At 58.0% G+C, this 14,711-nt stretch carries 10 protein-coding genes; 4 read left to right on the plus strand and 6 right to left on the minus strand.

What is annotated here, in order from left to right:
• Nucleotides 1-34: 34 nt before the first annotated feature.
• The 4 genes from acs to ACEN2T_RS22740 all read left to right on the plus strand — a co-directional run bounded on the left by acs (nt 35) and on the right by ACEN2T_RS22740 (nt 6,951).
• Nucleotides 35-1,972: an acetate--CoA ligase gene (acs, locus tag ACEN2T_RS22725; RefSeq protein WP_442117583.1), complete on the plus strand. Its 1,938-nt coding sequence runs from the start codon at nt 35-37 to the stop codon at nt 1,970-1,972.
• Between the two features lie 16 nt (nt 1,973-1,988).
• Nucleotides 1,989-2,858, plus strand: a complete 870-nt coding sequence (locus ACEN2T_RS22730; RefSeq protein ID WP_032884728.1) for an oxygenase MpaB family protein — start codon at nt 1,989-1,991, stop codon at nt 2,856-2,858.
• Nucleotides 2,859-2,913: 55 nt separating this feature from the next.
• Nucleotides 2,914-3,930, plus strand: a complete 1,017-nt coding sequence (locus tag ACEN2T_RS22735; protein ID WP_032884726.1) for a class I SAM-dependent rRNA methyltransferase — start codon at nt 2,914-2,916, stop codon at nt 3,928-3,930.
• A gap of 87 nt (nt 3,931-4,017) precedes the next feature.
• Nucleotides 4,018-6,951, plus strand: coding sequence for a DUF748 domain-containing protein (locus tag ACEN2T_RS22740; RefSeq protein ID WP_095186252.1), 2,934 nt, complete (start codon nt 4,018-4,020; stop codon nt 6,949-6,951).
• Nucleotides 6,952-7,105: 154 nt separating this feature from the next.
• Here ACEN2T_RS22740 and ACEN2T_RS22745 read toward each other — a convergent pair whose 3' ends face one another.
• The 6 genes from ACEN2T_RS22745 to infB form a co-directional block, all read right to left on the minus strand.
• Complete coding sequence (locus tag ACEN2T_RS22745) at nt 7,106-7,726, minus strand: BON domain-containing protein (RefSeq protein WP_032884723.1); 621 nt, start codon at nt 7,724-7,726, stop codon at nt 7,106-7,108.
• A 294-nt stretch (nt 7,727-8,020) separates the two neighbouring features.
• Nucleotides 8,021-10,126 carry a polyribonucleotide nucleotidyltransferase gene (pnp, locus tag ACEN2T_RS22750; RefSeq protein WP_032884722.1) on the minus strand — a complete coding sequence of 702 codons (2,106 nt, stop codon included), beginning with the start codon at nt 10,124-10,126 and terminating at the stop codon, nt 8,021-8,023.
• Nucleotides 10,127-10,322: 196 nt separating this feature from the next.
• Complete coding sequence (gene rpsO / locus ACEN2T_RS22755; protein ID WP_003177875.1) at nt 10,323-10,592, minus strand: 30S ribosomal protein S15; 270 nt, start codon at nt 10,590-10,592, stop codon at nt 10,323-10,325.
• A 115-nt stretch (nt 10,593-10,707) separates the two neighbouring features.
• Complete coding sequence (gene truB / locus ACEN2T_RS22760) at nt 10,708-11,625, minus strand: tRNA pseudouridine(55) synthase TruB (RefSeq protein ID WP_032884721.1); 918 nt, start codon at nt 11,623-11,625, stop codon at nt 10,708-10,710.
• 3 nt (nt 11,626-11,628) lie between these two features.
• On the minus strand, nt 11,629-12,024 hold the full coding sequence (gene rbfA, locus ACEN2T_RS22765; RefSeq protein ID WP_442117584.1) for a 30S ribosome-binding factor RbfA: 396 nt from the start codon (nt 12,022-12,024) through the stop codon (nt 11,629-11,631).
• A 159-nt stretch (nt 12,025-12,183) separates the two neighbouring features.
• On the minus strand, nt 12,184-14,709 hold the full coding sequence (gene infB, locus ACEN2T_RS22770; protein WP_032884720.1) for a translation initiation factor IF-2: 2,526 nt from the start codon (nt 14,707-14,709) through the stop codon (nt 12,184-12,186).
• Nucleotides 14,710-14,711 lie beyond the last annotated feature (2 nt).

Below are 14,711 nucleotides of genomic sequence, written 5' to 3' on the forward strand. Positions count from 1 at the left end.
TGACTTGTCGCAAAAACAAGAATAAGGATCGCTCATGTTCGATATCAGCACGTTTCCCATCGCCGATGCCGTCCGCCGGGCTGCGCAACTCAGTCAAGAGGACTATCACCGCCTCTATCGCCAATCCATCGAACAGCCGGACACCTTCTGGGCTGAACAGGCCAAGAGCTTTCTCGACTGGATGACCCCATGGCACACCGTTCAACACTCGGACATCAACACTGGCGCCGCCCAATGGTTTGCCGGTGGCCAACTGAACGTCAGCTACAACTGCATTGATCGTCACCTGGTGCAACGCGCCGATCAGCCGGCCTTCATCTGGGAGGGCGATGATCCGACAAAGTCTTCCAACATCACTTACCGCCAACTCCATCAAAACGTCTGCCGCCTGGCCAACGTGCTGAAAAGCCGTGGCGTGAAGAAAGGTGACCGGGTGTGCATCTACATGCCGATGATCCCGGAAGCGGCCTACGCCATGCTGGCCTGCACGCGGATTGGCGCGGTGCACTCGGTCGTGTTTGGTGGTTTTTCGCCGGACGCCATGCGCGACCGCATTCTCGACGCCGACTGCCGTACCGTGATCACCGCCGATGAGGGCGTGCGCGGCGGCAAGCCCGTCGCTTTGAAACAGAATGTCGACAAGGCCCTGGCCAGTTGCCCGAATGTCAGCACCGTCTTGGTGGTGCAACGCACCGGTGCCGACGTGAACTGGAGCGAAGGCCGCGACCTCAAATACCAGCAGGCCGTTGACGCTGCGATCGACGATTGCCCGCCAGAGCCGATGGACGCCGAAGACCCGCTGTTCATCCTCTACACCTCCGGTAGCACCGGTAAACCCAAGGGCGTGTTGCACACCACCGGCGGTTATCTGCTGCAGGCAGCGATGACCTTCAAGTACGTACTCGACTACCGTGACGGCGAGGTGTTCTGGTGCACCGCCGATGTGGGCTGGGTCACCGGCCATAGTTATATCGTGTATGGCCCGCTGGCCAATGGCGCGACCTCACTGATGTTCGAGGGCGTGCCGAGCTACCCGGACAGCTCGCGGTTCTGGCAGGTGATCGATAAACACCAGGTGAATATTTTCTACACCGCGCCGACAGCCCTGCGCGCGTTGATGCGTGAGGGCCACGGACCACTGGAAAGCACCTCCCGCGCCAGCCTGCGTTTATTGGGCAGCGTGGGCGAGCCGATCAATCCGGAAGCCTGGGACTGGTACTTCAACGCCGTGGGCGAACAACGCTGCCCGATTGTGGATACCTGGTGGCAGACCGAGACCGGCGGCATCATGCTCAGCCCGTTAGTCAGCTCCCAGCGGATCAAGCCGGGCTGCGCGACCCAACCGATGTTTGGTGTGCAACCGGTGTTGCTGGATGAGCAAGGCAAGGTCATCACCGGTGCCGGCAGCGGCGTACTCGCCATTAAATCAAGCTGGCCGGGACAGATCCGCAGCGTGTACGGCGACCCGCAGCGCATGATTGACACCTATTTCAAACCCTACCCCGGTTACTACTTCACCGGAGATGGCGCGCGCCGCGATGAAGACGGCGACTACTGGATCACCGGGCGTATCGACGATGTGATCAACGTGTCCGGCCACCGTATCGGTACCGCCGAGGTGGAAAGTGCGCTGGTGTTGCATGACCAAGTGGCCGAGGCCGCTGTGGTGGGCTACCCCCACGACGTCAAGGGCCAGGGCATCTACGCCTTCGTCACGCCCATGAACGGTGTGGAACCCAGCGATGCGCTGAAAAAACACCTGCTTGAGCTGGTCAGCAAGGAAATCGGCAGCTTTGCCAAGCCGGAACTGATCCAATGGGCACCGGCCCTGCCGAAAACCCGCTCAGGCAAGATCATGCGCCGGATCTTGCGCAAGATCGCCTGCAACGAACTCGACAGTCTTGGTGATACCTCGACCCTGGCCGACCCCAGCGTCGTGGACGGCCTGATCGACAAACGCCTGAACCGCTAGGAAAACCTGAGCCGCCATGGAATTTATCCGCAGCCGTATCGAAACCCAGCTGATGAGCCTCACCGGCTTGTCACTGGGGCAACTGGACCTGGAAAACCCCAAGGGCGATCCCGGCCTGTTCGGGCCAGACTCGGTCAGTTGGCAAGTCCATGGTGACTTCAGCAGCATGCTGATCGGCGGCATCAGCGCATTGATGCTGCAAGCCTTGCACCCACTGGCCCTGGCCGGCGTTTGGGACCATTCGAACTTTCGCCAGGACATGCTCGGGCGCCTGCGGCGTACCTCGCAGTTCATTTCAGGTACTACCTTTGGTTCGCGCAAAGACGCCGACTGGCTGATCGAAAAAGTGCGCACCATCCACCTGCAGGTGGTCGGGCATGCGCCGGATGGACGGCCTTATTCGGCGAGCGACCCCGAACTACTGACTTGGGTGCATGTAGCCGAGGTGAGCAACTTTATGGCCGCTCACTTGCGCTATCGCAACCCGACTCTGTCGAGCCGCGATCAAGATCGTTACTACAGCGAAATCGCTCTGGTGGCGGAGCGCTTGGGGGCGCGGCATGTACCGCGCTCGCGGCAGGAAATTTCCGATTATCTGGAGCGTATCCGTCCGCAATTGCTGTGTGACGAACGCAGCCGCGAAGTACTGCGCCTGCTGCTGAACGCCCCCTCGCCCAGTACTTTAGCCAAGCCGTTTGGCGTCTTGATGATGCAGGCCGGGATCGATCTGCTGCCAGACTGGGCCAGCACCATGCTCGATCAGCATCAGAACCCGCTGCAACGCCAGATGATCCGTGCAGGGGTCAAGCGTAGCGCGCCGTTATTGCGCTGGGCGATGCGCAATGGCTCGGTGCAACGGGCACACAGGCGGATGGGGTTGGTGTAGGCAAGGCGCCATAGCTGTTAAACTTCGCGCCCTCATTTACAGCCAGGCGCGCTCCATGTCTCCCTTGAATCAGGCGCTGCGCGCCGCCCTCGATCATCGCCAAGACCTGATCAACGAGCTGCATGCCCAGGGCACCGATTGCTATCGCCTGTTCCACGGCAGCCAGGAGGGCGCCGGCGGCCTGACCATTGACCGTTATGGCCCACAGTTGCTGGTGCAAAGCTTCCACCAGTCGCTGGAAACCACAGACCTGCTGGACCTGCATCAACTGATCAACCAGTACCTGGGCCTGGAGTTGCTGCTCGTGTACAACGACCGCTCCCGCGGCAACTCGCGGATCGACCGCGAAGACACGGTATACCGAGCCGAACCCGCAGCACTGGAAGACATGGTCGGGCACGAATGGGGCCTCAATTACCGTGTTCGCGGGCGCCATGCCGGGCAGGATCCGTTGCTGTTCCTCGATCTGCGCAATACCCGCGGCTGGGTCAAAGATCACAGCGCCGGTAAAAGCGTACTGAACCTGTTTGCCTACACCTGCGGCGTGGGCCTGAGCGCCGCCGCTGGCGGCGCGCGTGAGGTGTGCAATTTGGACTTCGCGGAAGGCAACCTGGCGGTCGGGCGTGAAAACGGCCAGCTCAACCCACAGTTGCCGAGCATGGAGTTCGTGCAGTCGGACTACTTTCCGGCGATTCGCCAACTGGCCGGCCTGCCGATCACCCAGCGGCGCGGGCAGAAACTGCCGAGCTACCCGCGTCTTGAACAGCGCCAATATGACTTGGTGCTGCTCGATCCTCCGGCCTGGGCCAAGAGCGCGTTCGGCACCGTCGACCTGTTGCGCGACTACCAGAGCCTGCTCAAGCCCGCACTTCTCGCGACTGCCGACAACGGTGTGCTGATCTGCTGCAACAACCTGGCAAAGGTCAGCATGGAGGATTGGCGCGAGCAGGTCCTGCGATGCGCGGAGAAAGCCGGTCGCCCAGTGCGCGACTGGCAAATCATGACGCCGGGTGCGGATTTTCCCTCACAGGATCAGCAGCCCCCCTTGAAAACGCTGATACTCCAGCTGTAGGAAGCGTCCCAACGCCCCGGCTCTTCGGAACCGAAAACCCGTGCCATACTCCAAGGCACTCCTGTTCGATATAGATGGCGCCGCCCCATGCCCAAAGGATTGATTCGCGCCACTGGCGCCTTGTTGACCGCCCTTGCCCTGTACAGTTTGCTGGGCTTTTTGATTCTGCCGGGCATCGCCCTTCGCGTTGCCAACCAACAATTGGCCCATTACGCCACGGTGCCGGCGCGGCTTGAGCGCATTGAACTCAATCCCTTCAGCCTGGAAGTCACCGCATGGGGCTTGAAGATTGGCGAACCCGGCAAGGAACAGGTGGGTTTCGAGCGCCTTTACGCCAATCTGCAGATTGACAGCCTGTGGACCCGGGCACTGCATTTGGCCGATGTGCAAATGGATCAGCCCAAGACGGAGCTGCTGTTCGACAAGTCTGGCCAATTGAACCTGGCGCAGTTGTTCAAGCTCCCTGCAAGCGAACCCTCCCCTGCCGACCCCAATGCCAAGCCGTTCCCACTGCGTATCGACAGCATCAAGCTGGCAGGCGGCTATGTGCACTTTCAAGATCTGCGCCCCAGCGAACCTATCGAATTTCTCTACAACAAACTCGACTTCGAGCTGAAAAACCTCAGCACCTTGCCTGAAGACAACGCCGATATGACTCTGGTCGCGGCAGGCCCTGAAGGTGGTCAAATTGATTGGAAAGGCAACTTCAGCCTGGTGCCGATCACGTCCGAAGGTACGCTAAAGGTCACTGACGGCAAGATGAAAGCCTGGTGGCCATATGTGCGTGACGCGCTCCCCCTGGTACTCGAAGACGGTGTGCTCAACTTCAGCACCGACTACAAATTCAGCCTAGCCAAAGAAACCGAACTGAACTTGACCAACACCGCCGCCAGCATCGCGCCGTTCGCTCTAAAGGCACCGGATGGCCGCCCGCTGGTGCGCCTGGAACGCCTGGACGTCAGCGAGACCACGGTGGACCTCGCCAAGCAGCAAGTGGTGGTCGGCAAGATCCGCAGTAATAAGCTGGAGACCTGGGCTGCTCGTGAGGCCGATGGGCAATTGGACTGGCAGAAACTGTTCGCCAGCCAACCGAGCAAACCAGCCAAGGCGCCGGAGCCTGCCACTGCGCCAGCTACAGCCGACTCTCCAAAGCCTGCCCCGACTGCGCCAAGCAAGCCTTGGCAAGTGCTGCTCAAAGACGTGCAACTGCGCAACTATCAAGTACATCTGGCCGACCGTCAGGCCAAACCTGCGGTAGCGCTGGAGCTGGGCCCGTTGAATGTGGATGTACAGAATTTCGACAGCCTCAACCAGAGCCCCTTTAACCTCAAGGTCGACAGCGGCTTGGGCAAGCAAGGCAAGATTCAGGCAACGGGCGTGGTCAACCTCAACCCAGTCAGCGCCAAGCTGAAGGTCACCACCAAAGATATTGACCTACGGGTTGCCCAGTCCTATATCAGCCCATTTATCCGTTTGGAGCTGCGTAGCGGCATGCTCGGCAGTGACCTCGACGTGAACCTGAAGAGCACCGAGCCCCTGGCGCTGCAGATTACCGGCCGAGCGCAGGTCGACCAGTTGCATACCCTGGACACCCTCAAGACACGTGACTTCCTGAAATGGCAGCGTCTGGTCGTCGAGGGCCTGAACTACCAGCACGGCGACAGCCTGTCGATCGACAAGGTCAACCTGCTGCAGCCATATGCGCGGTTCATGATCAACGATGACCGCACCACCAACGTCGATGACCTGCTGATCCCGCAGCCGGCCGACAGTGGCGCCAAGTCGGCCCCCAAGCCTGCGGCGAGCAAAGATAAACCCCTGGGCATTCGTATCGGGCAGATTGCGATCAACGATGGCTCGGCCAACTTTGCCGACTTCAGCCTGACACCCAACTTCGCCACTGCCATCCAACAGCTCAACGGCCAGATCGGCACGATTGACAGCCGTCAGGCCAAACCAGCCAGCGTCGACATCAAGGGCAAGGTGGACCGTTACGCGCCAGTGACAATCAAAGGCAGCGTGAACCCGTTCGATCCGATGGCGGCGCTGGATATCGCCACCAGCTTCAAGCGTGTCGAGCTGACGACCCTGACGCCCTACTCAGGCAAGTTCGCGGGTTTCCGTATCCGCAAGGGACGCCTCAACCTCGACCTGCACTATGTGATCACCAAGGGCCAGCTGAAGGCCGAGAACAAAGTGGTGGTCGAGCAACTGCAACTGGGTGAGAAAGTCGACAGCGCCGATGCCGTGGACTTGCCGATTCGCTTGGCAATCGCCCTGCTTAAAGACACTGACGGCAAGATCTCCATCGAACTGCCGGTGACCGGTGACCTGAATAACCCGCAATTCAGCGTGATGCCGATTGTTTGGCAGACCCTGCGTAACCTGGTGGTGCGTGCAGCGACCGCACCGTTCAAGTTCATCGGCGGGCTGGTCACCGGCGGCGGAGCGGAAGATCTGAGCAACGTGTCCTTCGCTGCCGGCTCAAGTGAGTTGAACAAAGACGCCGAAAGCGCGCTAAACACCCTGGCTAAAGCGCTGAAGGAACGCCCTGCCCTACGCCTGGAAATTGAAGGCACGGCCGCTGCCAGCAGCGATGGCCCCTTCCTCGCAGCGCAACGTCTGGAACGTGAATACCAGTACAACTATTACAAAATCCTGCAGCGCCGTGGCGACAAGGTTCCGGCCCAGGCGTCCTTGCTGGAAGTCCCGGAAAGCGAAAAAGCGCCATTGCTCGAAGGCATCTACCGCATCCGCGTGAAACAACAGCCACCGGCGGAGTGGAAAGACCTGAGCCGCGATGACCGCACGGCCAAGCTGCGTGACGGCGTGATCAAGTTCTGGAGCAACAGCGACGTGCTACTGCGCCAACTCGGTCAGGACCGCGCAAGCACCATCAAGGACTACTTGGTGGATAAGGGCCAGTTGGAAGACGACCGCGTGTACTTCATTGATGCCCACCTGGGACAGGCGGAGAAAGATGGTCGCGTTGTAACGCCTATGCATCTGGATGCTGAATAACCACCGGCACCAGAAATAGAACAGGCCCCGACACAAGTGCCGGGGCCTGTAATGACCACATCCATATGGTCAGTCGCATGAACCTTAGAGGTGCATTTGAGTGGATATCTAACTCACTCGTGGCCGCCGCTTAATTCAAACGAACTGTCGAGCGTTACTCTGCTTTCAGGCCATCGGCCGATACAGCTTTAACGCCTTTGATTTTCTTGGTGATTGCTACGGCGGTGGCTTTCTGTGCGTCGGTAACAGCTACAGTCGACGACAGGGAAACAACGCCTTTGTTGGTTTCGACTTTGATGTCGGTGCCAGGAATACCTTTCTCGGTAACCAGGTCAGCTTTTACCTTGGTGGTGATCCAAGTGTCGCTGGTGGTTTCTTTGGCGTCATGAGCGGCGCCTTTGGTTTTATCGATACCGTCTGCTTTGGTAGCACCGCCAGCCATCAGGCCATCAGCGGAAACAGCGGTCACGCCTTTGATCTTTTTGGTGATCGAGACAGCAGTAGCTTTCTGTGCGTCAGAGATAGCGACTGTCGAGGACAGGGAAACCACGCCTTTGTTGGTTTCAACCTTGATGTCCGAACCAGGAATGCCCTTCTCGGTCAGCAGGTCGGATTTAACTTTGGTGGTGATCCAAGTATCCGAAACGCTTTCCTTAGCCTTGGTAGCTTCGCCAGCCGCCAACGTCATAGGGGCTTGGGAAGTCTGAGCAAAGGCTACGTTAGCACCCATGGCCAGAGTCAGAGCGGTAGCAGTAGCGAGAGCGAACTTCTTCATACGAGTAACTCCTGTTTTATTAAAAGTCTGCAGTACGTAAACCTTGATGCTGCAGCGTTAACAGGGATATTGCAGGCAGTGTGCCAAGTCGAAGCCATAAATTAAATCCTTATAAAACAACAACTTAACAATAATGCTAATTTCCGGAATCGTGCAACTTGCATGAAGCCCATCATGCCTGCATGCAAGTTGCGGCTTTTGCAGTGGGCTAAACGGCTGATTTCACTTCACTTTCCCTCGCCCATAAAAAAAGGACCCCGAAGGGTCCTTTCTTTCAGCATAAGCCAGGGGTAATTAAACGCCCGAAGCCTTGGCTGCTGCTACGTCCTTGATGGACAGCTTGATGCGGCCGCGGTTGTCCACGTCCAGCACCAGCACTTCCACTTCCTGACCTTCTTTCAGAATGTCGGTCACTTTCTCAACACGAGCGTCGCTCAACATGGAGATGTGAACCAGACCGTCTTTGCCCGGCAGGATGTTGACGAATGCGCCGAAGTCGACGATGCGCTCAACCTTACCGACGTAGATCTTGCCGATCTCGGCCTCAGCTGTGATACCCAGAACGCGCTGACGTGCTGCCTCAGCCGCTTCCTTGGTTTCGCCGAAGATCTTGATCGAACCGTCGTCTTCGATATCGATCGAAGCCTTGGTTTCTTCGCAGATCGCACGGATGGTCGCGCCACCTTTACCGATAACATCACGGATTTTGTCGGTGTCGATTTTCATCGCGATCATGGTCGGAGCATTTTCCGACAGCTCGGTGCGAGACTGACCAATGATCTGGTTCATCTGGCCGAGGATGTTCAGGCGCGCTTCCAGGGCTTGGCCCAGAGCGATCTCCATGATTTCTTCGGTGATGCCTTTGATCTTGATGTCCATCTGCAGCGCGGTAACACCTTTAGCGGTACCGGCTACTTTGAAGTCCATGTCGCCCAGGTGGTCTTCGTCACCCAGGATGTCGGTCAGGATGGCGAACTTCTCGCCTTCTTTAACCAGACCCATGGCGATACCGGCAACCGGTGCCTTCATCGGCACACCAGCGTCCATCAGTGCCAGGGAAGCACCACAAACGGAAGCCATGGAGCTGGAACCGTTGGACTCGGTGATTTCCGACACAACACGGATGGTGTAAGGGAACACGTCAGCAGCAGGCAGCATGGCCTGAACCGAACGACGCGCCAAACGGCCGTGACCGATTTCGCGACGACCAGCGCCGCCCATACGACCACACTCGCCCACCGAGAACGGAGGGAAGTTGTAGTGCAGCATGAACGGGTCTTTTTTCTCGCCTTCCAGGGTGTCCAGCAGTTGTGCGTCACGGGCAGTACCCAGGGTCGCGACTACCAGAGCCTGAGTTTCACCACGGGTGAACAGTGCCGAACCGTGAGTTTTCGGCAGAACACCAACTTCGATATTCAGCGGGCGCACAGTGCGAGTGTCGCGACCGTCGATACGTGGCTTGCCGTTAACGATGTTCTCGCGAACGGTGCGGTATTCGATTTCACCGAATGCAGCTTTGACTTCGCTGGAAGATGGCTGACCTTCTTCGCCCGAAAGCTTGGCAACAACCTGGTCCTTCAGCTCGCCCAGGCGAGCGTAACGGTCGGCCTTGACGGTGATGGTGTAGGCGTCGGAAATGGCAGCGCCGAACTCGGAGCGGATAGCGCCCAGCAGTTCGGTGGCTTCGGCTTGCGGAGCCCAGGCCCAAGTAGGCTTGGCGGCTTCAGCAGCCAGTTCTTTAACGGCGTTGATCACAACCTGGAATTCGTCGTGAGCAAACAGTACAGCACCCAGCATCTGGTCTTCGGTCAGCTCTTTAGCTTCCGATTCAACCATCAATACGGCTTCCGAAGTACCGGCAACGACCATGTCCAGGCTCGATGCTTTCAGTTGCTCGTAAGTTGGGTTGAGCAGGTAGCCGGTGCTCTCGTGGAAAGCAACGCGGGCAGCGCCGATAGGGCCATCGAAAGGAATGCCGGAGATAGCCAGGGCAGCCGAAGTACCGATCATCGCAGCGACGTCCGGATCGGTTTTCTTGCTGGTGGAAACGACGGTGCAGACAACCTGCACTTCGTTCATGAAGCCTTCTGGGAACAGCGGACGGATCGGACGGTCGATCAGTCGGGAAGTCAGGGTTTCTTTCTCGGAAGGACGGCCTTCACGCTTGAAGAAACCGCCAGGGATCTTACCGGCAGCGTAAGTCTTTTCCTGGTAGTGAACAGAAAGAGGGAAGAAGCCTTTGCTCGGGTCAGCGGTCTTGGCGCCAACAACGGTCACCAATACGGTGACGTCGTCATCAACGGTAACCAGCACTGCGCCGGAGGCTTGACGGGCGATACGGCCTGTCTCAAGGGTAACGGTCGACTGACCGAACTGGAATTTTTTGATAACCGGGTTCACGGTGTCCTACCTTCTTTGTGGCTCTTGGGGAACTTGTTTTCTTACGAAATTCTTGGGCAATGTCGGGAATCGGCCCAACCCTTGTCCAGGGGGTAAAACGTGTATCCAGATAAAACTTGAGGCTGGGAGCCTACCATGGGCCAGCGGGAATCCCACTGACACACGGCAGACAACCAACCTCTAGCGCAATCGCTTATTAGCGACGCAGACCCAGGCGACCGATCAGAGTCTGATAACGACCCAGATCCTTGCCTTTCAGGTAATCCAGCAGCTTACGACGCTGGTTTACCATGCGGATCAGACCACGACGGGAGTGGTGATCTTTACCGTTGGCCTTGAAGTGACCTTGCAGCTTGTTGATGTTGTGGGTCAGCAGTGCAACTTGCACTTCTGGCGAACCAGTGTCACCAACAGCTTGCTGATAGTCAGCAACGATTTGTGCTTTTTCTTGAACGTCGAGAGCCATGAGGCAATCCTTTTTTCAGGAAACCACCCAAAGGGCAGTCTCAACAGGCCAGGGACAAATCCCTGTATCTAAAAATGAGTGTTGACCGTGCCTGTTAACAGCCACACTCGTTCGGTCATTCTGACCGAATCAGTCTACGTGGCGCGATGCGCCCGTCTTCGCTCACTTCACCGATACCGATAAAGCGACCGTTATGATCCTGTACTCGCACCATGCCGAACTTAGGGGCATCCGGGGCACGTACCGGCTGGCCGTTAAGCCAGTAGAACGCGCTGTGCTCCGAGAAGTGCAGCAATGGCCAATCCAGCAAACCACTGTCCGATGGCATCAGGAAGCGATCAACCGCTTCATTGCCGCCTTCGGCGTGTACCGCTTCCAACTCTTCCAGCGTAACCGTCTGGGCCAGGCTGAAAGGTCCGGCCTGAGTGCGTCGCAGTTCTGCTACGTACGCGCCGCAACCGAGCTGTTCACCAATATCTTCCACCAGGGTACGGATATAGGTGCCTTTGCTGCAGTCCACGGCCAGTCGTGCGGTTTCACCCTCACAAGCGAGCAATTCCAAGCGCGCAATAGTAACAGAACGCGGTTCACGCTCCACTACTTCGCCGGCACGTGCCAGCTTGTAAAGTGGCTGCCCGTCACGCTTGAGAGCCGAGTACATCGGCGGTATCTGACTGATTTGCCCACGAAAAGCGGGCAAAGCGGCTTCGATATCAGCACGACCAACGGTCACGTCGCGAACCTGTAAAACATCACCTTCAGCATCCGCCGTGGTGGTGGTCTTGCCCAGTTGCATCAGGGTTTCGTAACCCTTATCGGAATCAAGCAGGTATTGCGAGAACTTGGTCGCTTCGCCAAAGCACAGCGGCAGTACGCCGGTGGCCAGTGGGTCGAGGCTACCGGTATGCCCGGCCTTCTCGGCATTGAGCAGCCAGCGGACCTTCTGCAACGCCGCATTGGACGTAAAGCCAATGGGCTTATCAAGCAGAATGATGCCGCTGACGTTGCGACGGATACGTTTGACCTGAGCCACCGCTTACTCCTTGGCGTCTTCAGGTGTGGACGGATGCTGGCGGTCTTCAGCCACGGCGCGCTCGATCAATGCAGACAAGTGCGCGCCACGCACGACGCTTTCGTCGTAGTGGAAGTGCAACTGCGGAACACTGCGCAGCTTCATTTCGCGGGCCAACTGCATGCGCAGGAAGCCGGCAGCCGAGTTGAGCACTTTGATGCTTTGTGCGATTTCTTCGCTGGTGTCCTGGCCCATCACGGTGATGAAAATCTTGGCGTGACCCACGTCACGGCTCACTTCAACAGCGGTGATGGTGACCAGGCCAACGCGTGGGTCTTTGACTTCGCGACGGATCAGTTGGGCCAGCTCGCGCTGCATTTGATCGCCGATACGTTGGGTACGGCTGTATTCTTTTGCCATGTCTTGTTACCTGTTACTGCCACACGGTGAAACCCATGGGGTCTGAAAGCGGCAAACGCCCGGCCTGACAAAAGCCAGACCGGGCGTTGCGTTTAGAGTCCGTACGCTGCGCGAGGCATTTGCATGCCCACACGCGGCGTGGCTCCGGAAGTGCGCGAGTTAGAGGCTGCGAGCAACCTGAACCTTCTCGTAGACTTCGATCTTGTCGCCAGCCTTGACGTCGTTGTAGCTCTTGACGCCAATACCGCATTCCATGCCGGCACGTACTTCAGAAGCGTCATCCTTGAAGCGGCGCAGGGATTCCAGCTCGCCTTCGAAGATAACGATGTCTTCACGCAGTACACGGATTGGACGGTTACGGTACACAGTGCCTTCGACAACCATGCAACCGGCGATCGCGCCGAATTTCGGCGAACGGAACACGTCACGTACCTCGGCGATACCCAGGATATTCTCCCGAACGTCACTGCCAAGCATGCCGGTAAGGGCTTTCTTGACGTCTTCGATGATGTCGTAGATGACGTTGTAGTAACGCATGTCCAGGCCTTCCTGCTCGACGATCTTCCGTGCGCCAGCATCAGCACGCACGTTGAAACCGAACAGTACAGCGTTGGAAGCCAGTGCCAGGTTGGCGTCGGATTCGGTGATACCACCGACACCGCCACCGACAACACGCACTTGCACTTCATCGTTACCCAGGCCATTCAAGGCGCCGTTCAACGCTTCGAGAGAACCACGAACGTCAGATTTAAGGACAATATTAAGCGTCTTCTTCTCTGCCTGGCCCATGTTCTCGAAGATGTTTTCCAGCTTGCCAGCGTGAGCGCGAGCCAGTTTGACTTCACGGAACTTGCCTTGACGGAACAGAGCCACTTCACGGGCTTTCTTCTCGTCGGACAGCACGCTCATCTCGTCGCCAGCGTCCGGGGTACCATCCAGGCCGAGGATCTCGACAGGGATGGAAGGACCCGCTTCTTTGATTGGCTTGCCGTTCTCGTCGAGCATGGCACGTACACGGCCATAGTTCGAACCGACCAGCACCATATCGCCTTGGCGCAGGGTACCGTCTTGAACCAGCACGGTCGCAACCGGGCCACGACCTTTGTCGAGACGCGATTCAACCACAACGCCACGACCTGGGGCCGATGGAGTTGCTTTCAGTTCGAGTACTTCAGCTTGCAGCAGGACCGCTTCGAGCAGTTCGTCCACGCCAGTACCGACTTTCGCCGAAACCGAAACGAATGGCGTATCACCGCCCCACTCTTCAGAGGTCACGCCGTGAACCGACAGTTCGCTGCGGATGCGATCGAGATCGGCGCCCGGCTTGTCGATCTTGTTCACGGCAACAACCAGAGGAACACCAGCGGCTTTTGCGTGCTGGACAGCTTCAATGGTCTGCGGCATCACGCCGTCGTCCGCTGCAACAACCAGGATCACGATGTCAGTCGCCTTAGCACCACGGGCACGCATTGCGGTAAACGCGGCGTGACCTGGGGTGTCGAGGAAGGTGACCATGCCGCGCTCGGTTTCAACGTGGTACGCACCGATGTGCTGAGTGATACCACCGGCTTCGCCAGCAGCTACCTTGGCACGACGAATGTAGTCGAGTAGCGAAGTCTTACCATGGTCAACGTGACCCATTACGGTCACGACTGGCGCACGGGAGAACGTCTCACCTTCAAACTTCAGGGATTCTGCCAGGGAATCTTCCAAGGCGGTGTCGCTGACCAGGGTCACTTTGTGGCCCAGTTCTTCGGCTACCAGTTGAGCAGTTTCCTGATCAAGCACCTGGTTGATGGTCGCTGGAGTACCCAGTTTGAACATGAACTTGATGATTTCAGCAGCCTTGACCGACATCTGATTGGCAAGATCGCCAACAGTGATGGTCTCGCCAATCTGCACATCACGCACGACAGGACCGGTTGGGCTCTGGAAACCGTGGGCGTTGCGCTTCTTCAGCTTGGCCTTGCCGCGACCACCGCGACGGAAGCCATCGCTTTCTTCGTCGGTAGTACGTGGAGCAACGCGTGGAGCAGGCGCTTTCTCTTTGACCGAAGCACGATGCGGAGCGTTTTTGCGCTCGCCATCGCCACCACCACCGCGACGATTGTTATCGTCGGCACGTGGTTTGTCCGGACGACGAGGTTCCTCACGCTTACGGGCATCAGCAGCAGGTGCTGGTGCAGCGGCAACCGGAGCGGCCTCGCGCACAGCTTCCACAGGAGCGCTAGGCGCGGCGACCGCATCAGCCGAAGCAGTTTGCGCAGCAGCAGGCTGGCGACGCGCTTCTTCTTCGGCGCGACGCTTGGATTCTTCTTCAGCCTTCTGACGAGCAGCATTATCTACTGCGCGACGTTCATCCAGTTCACGCTTGCGCTCGGCTTCAATTTCTTCCGGGCTGCGCTGTACGAAGACTTTCTTCTTGCGTACTTCAACGCTGATGCTCTTGCTACCAGCAACACGCAGGGTGCTGGTGGTTTTGCGCTGCAATGTAATCTTGCGCGGTTCTTCCACTTTCGCCTTGTGGCTGCTCTTCAAGTGAGTCAGCAAAGACTGCTTCTCACTATCGCTCACACCTTCATCGGCGGCGGTGTGCGGCAGACCTGCCTCACGCATCTGCTGCAACAGGCGCTCTACCGGTGTTTTGACCTCATCGGCCAGTTGTTTCACCGTGACTTGCGTCATGC

It is taken from the genome of Pseudomonas sp. W22_MBD1_FP4 (assembly GCF_052113765.1).
GTDB lineage: Bacteria > Pseudomonadota > Gammaproteobacteria > Pseudomonadales > Pseudomonadaceae > Aquipseudomonas > Aquipseudomonas sivasensis.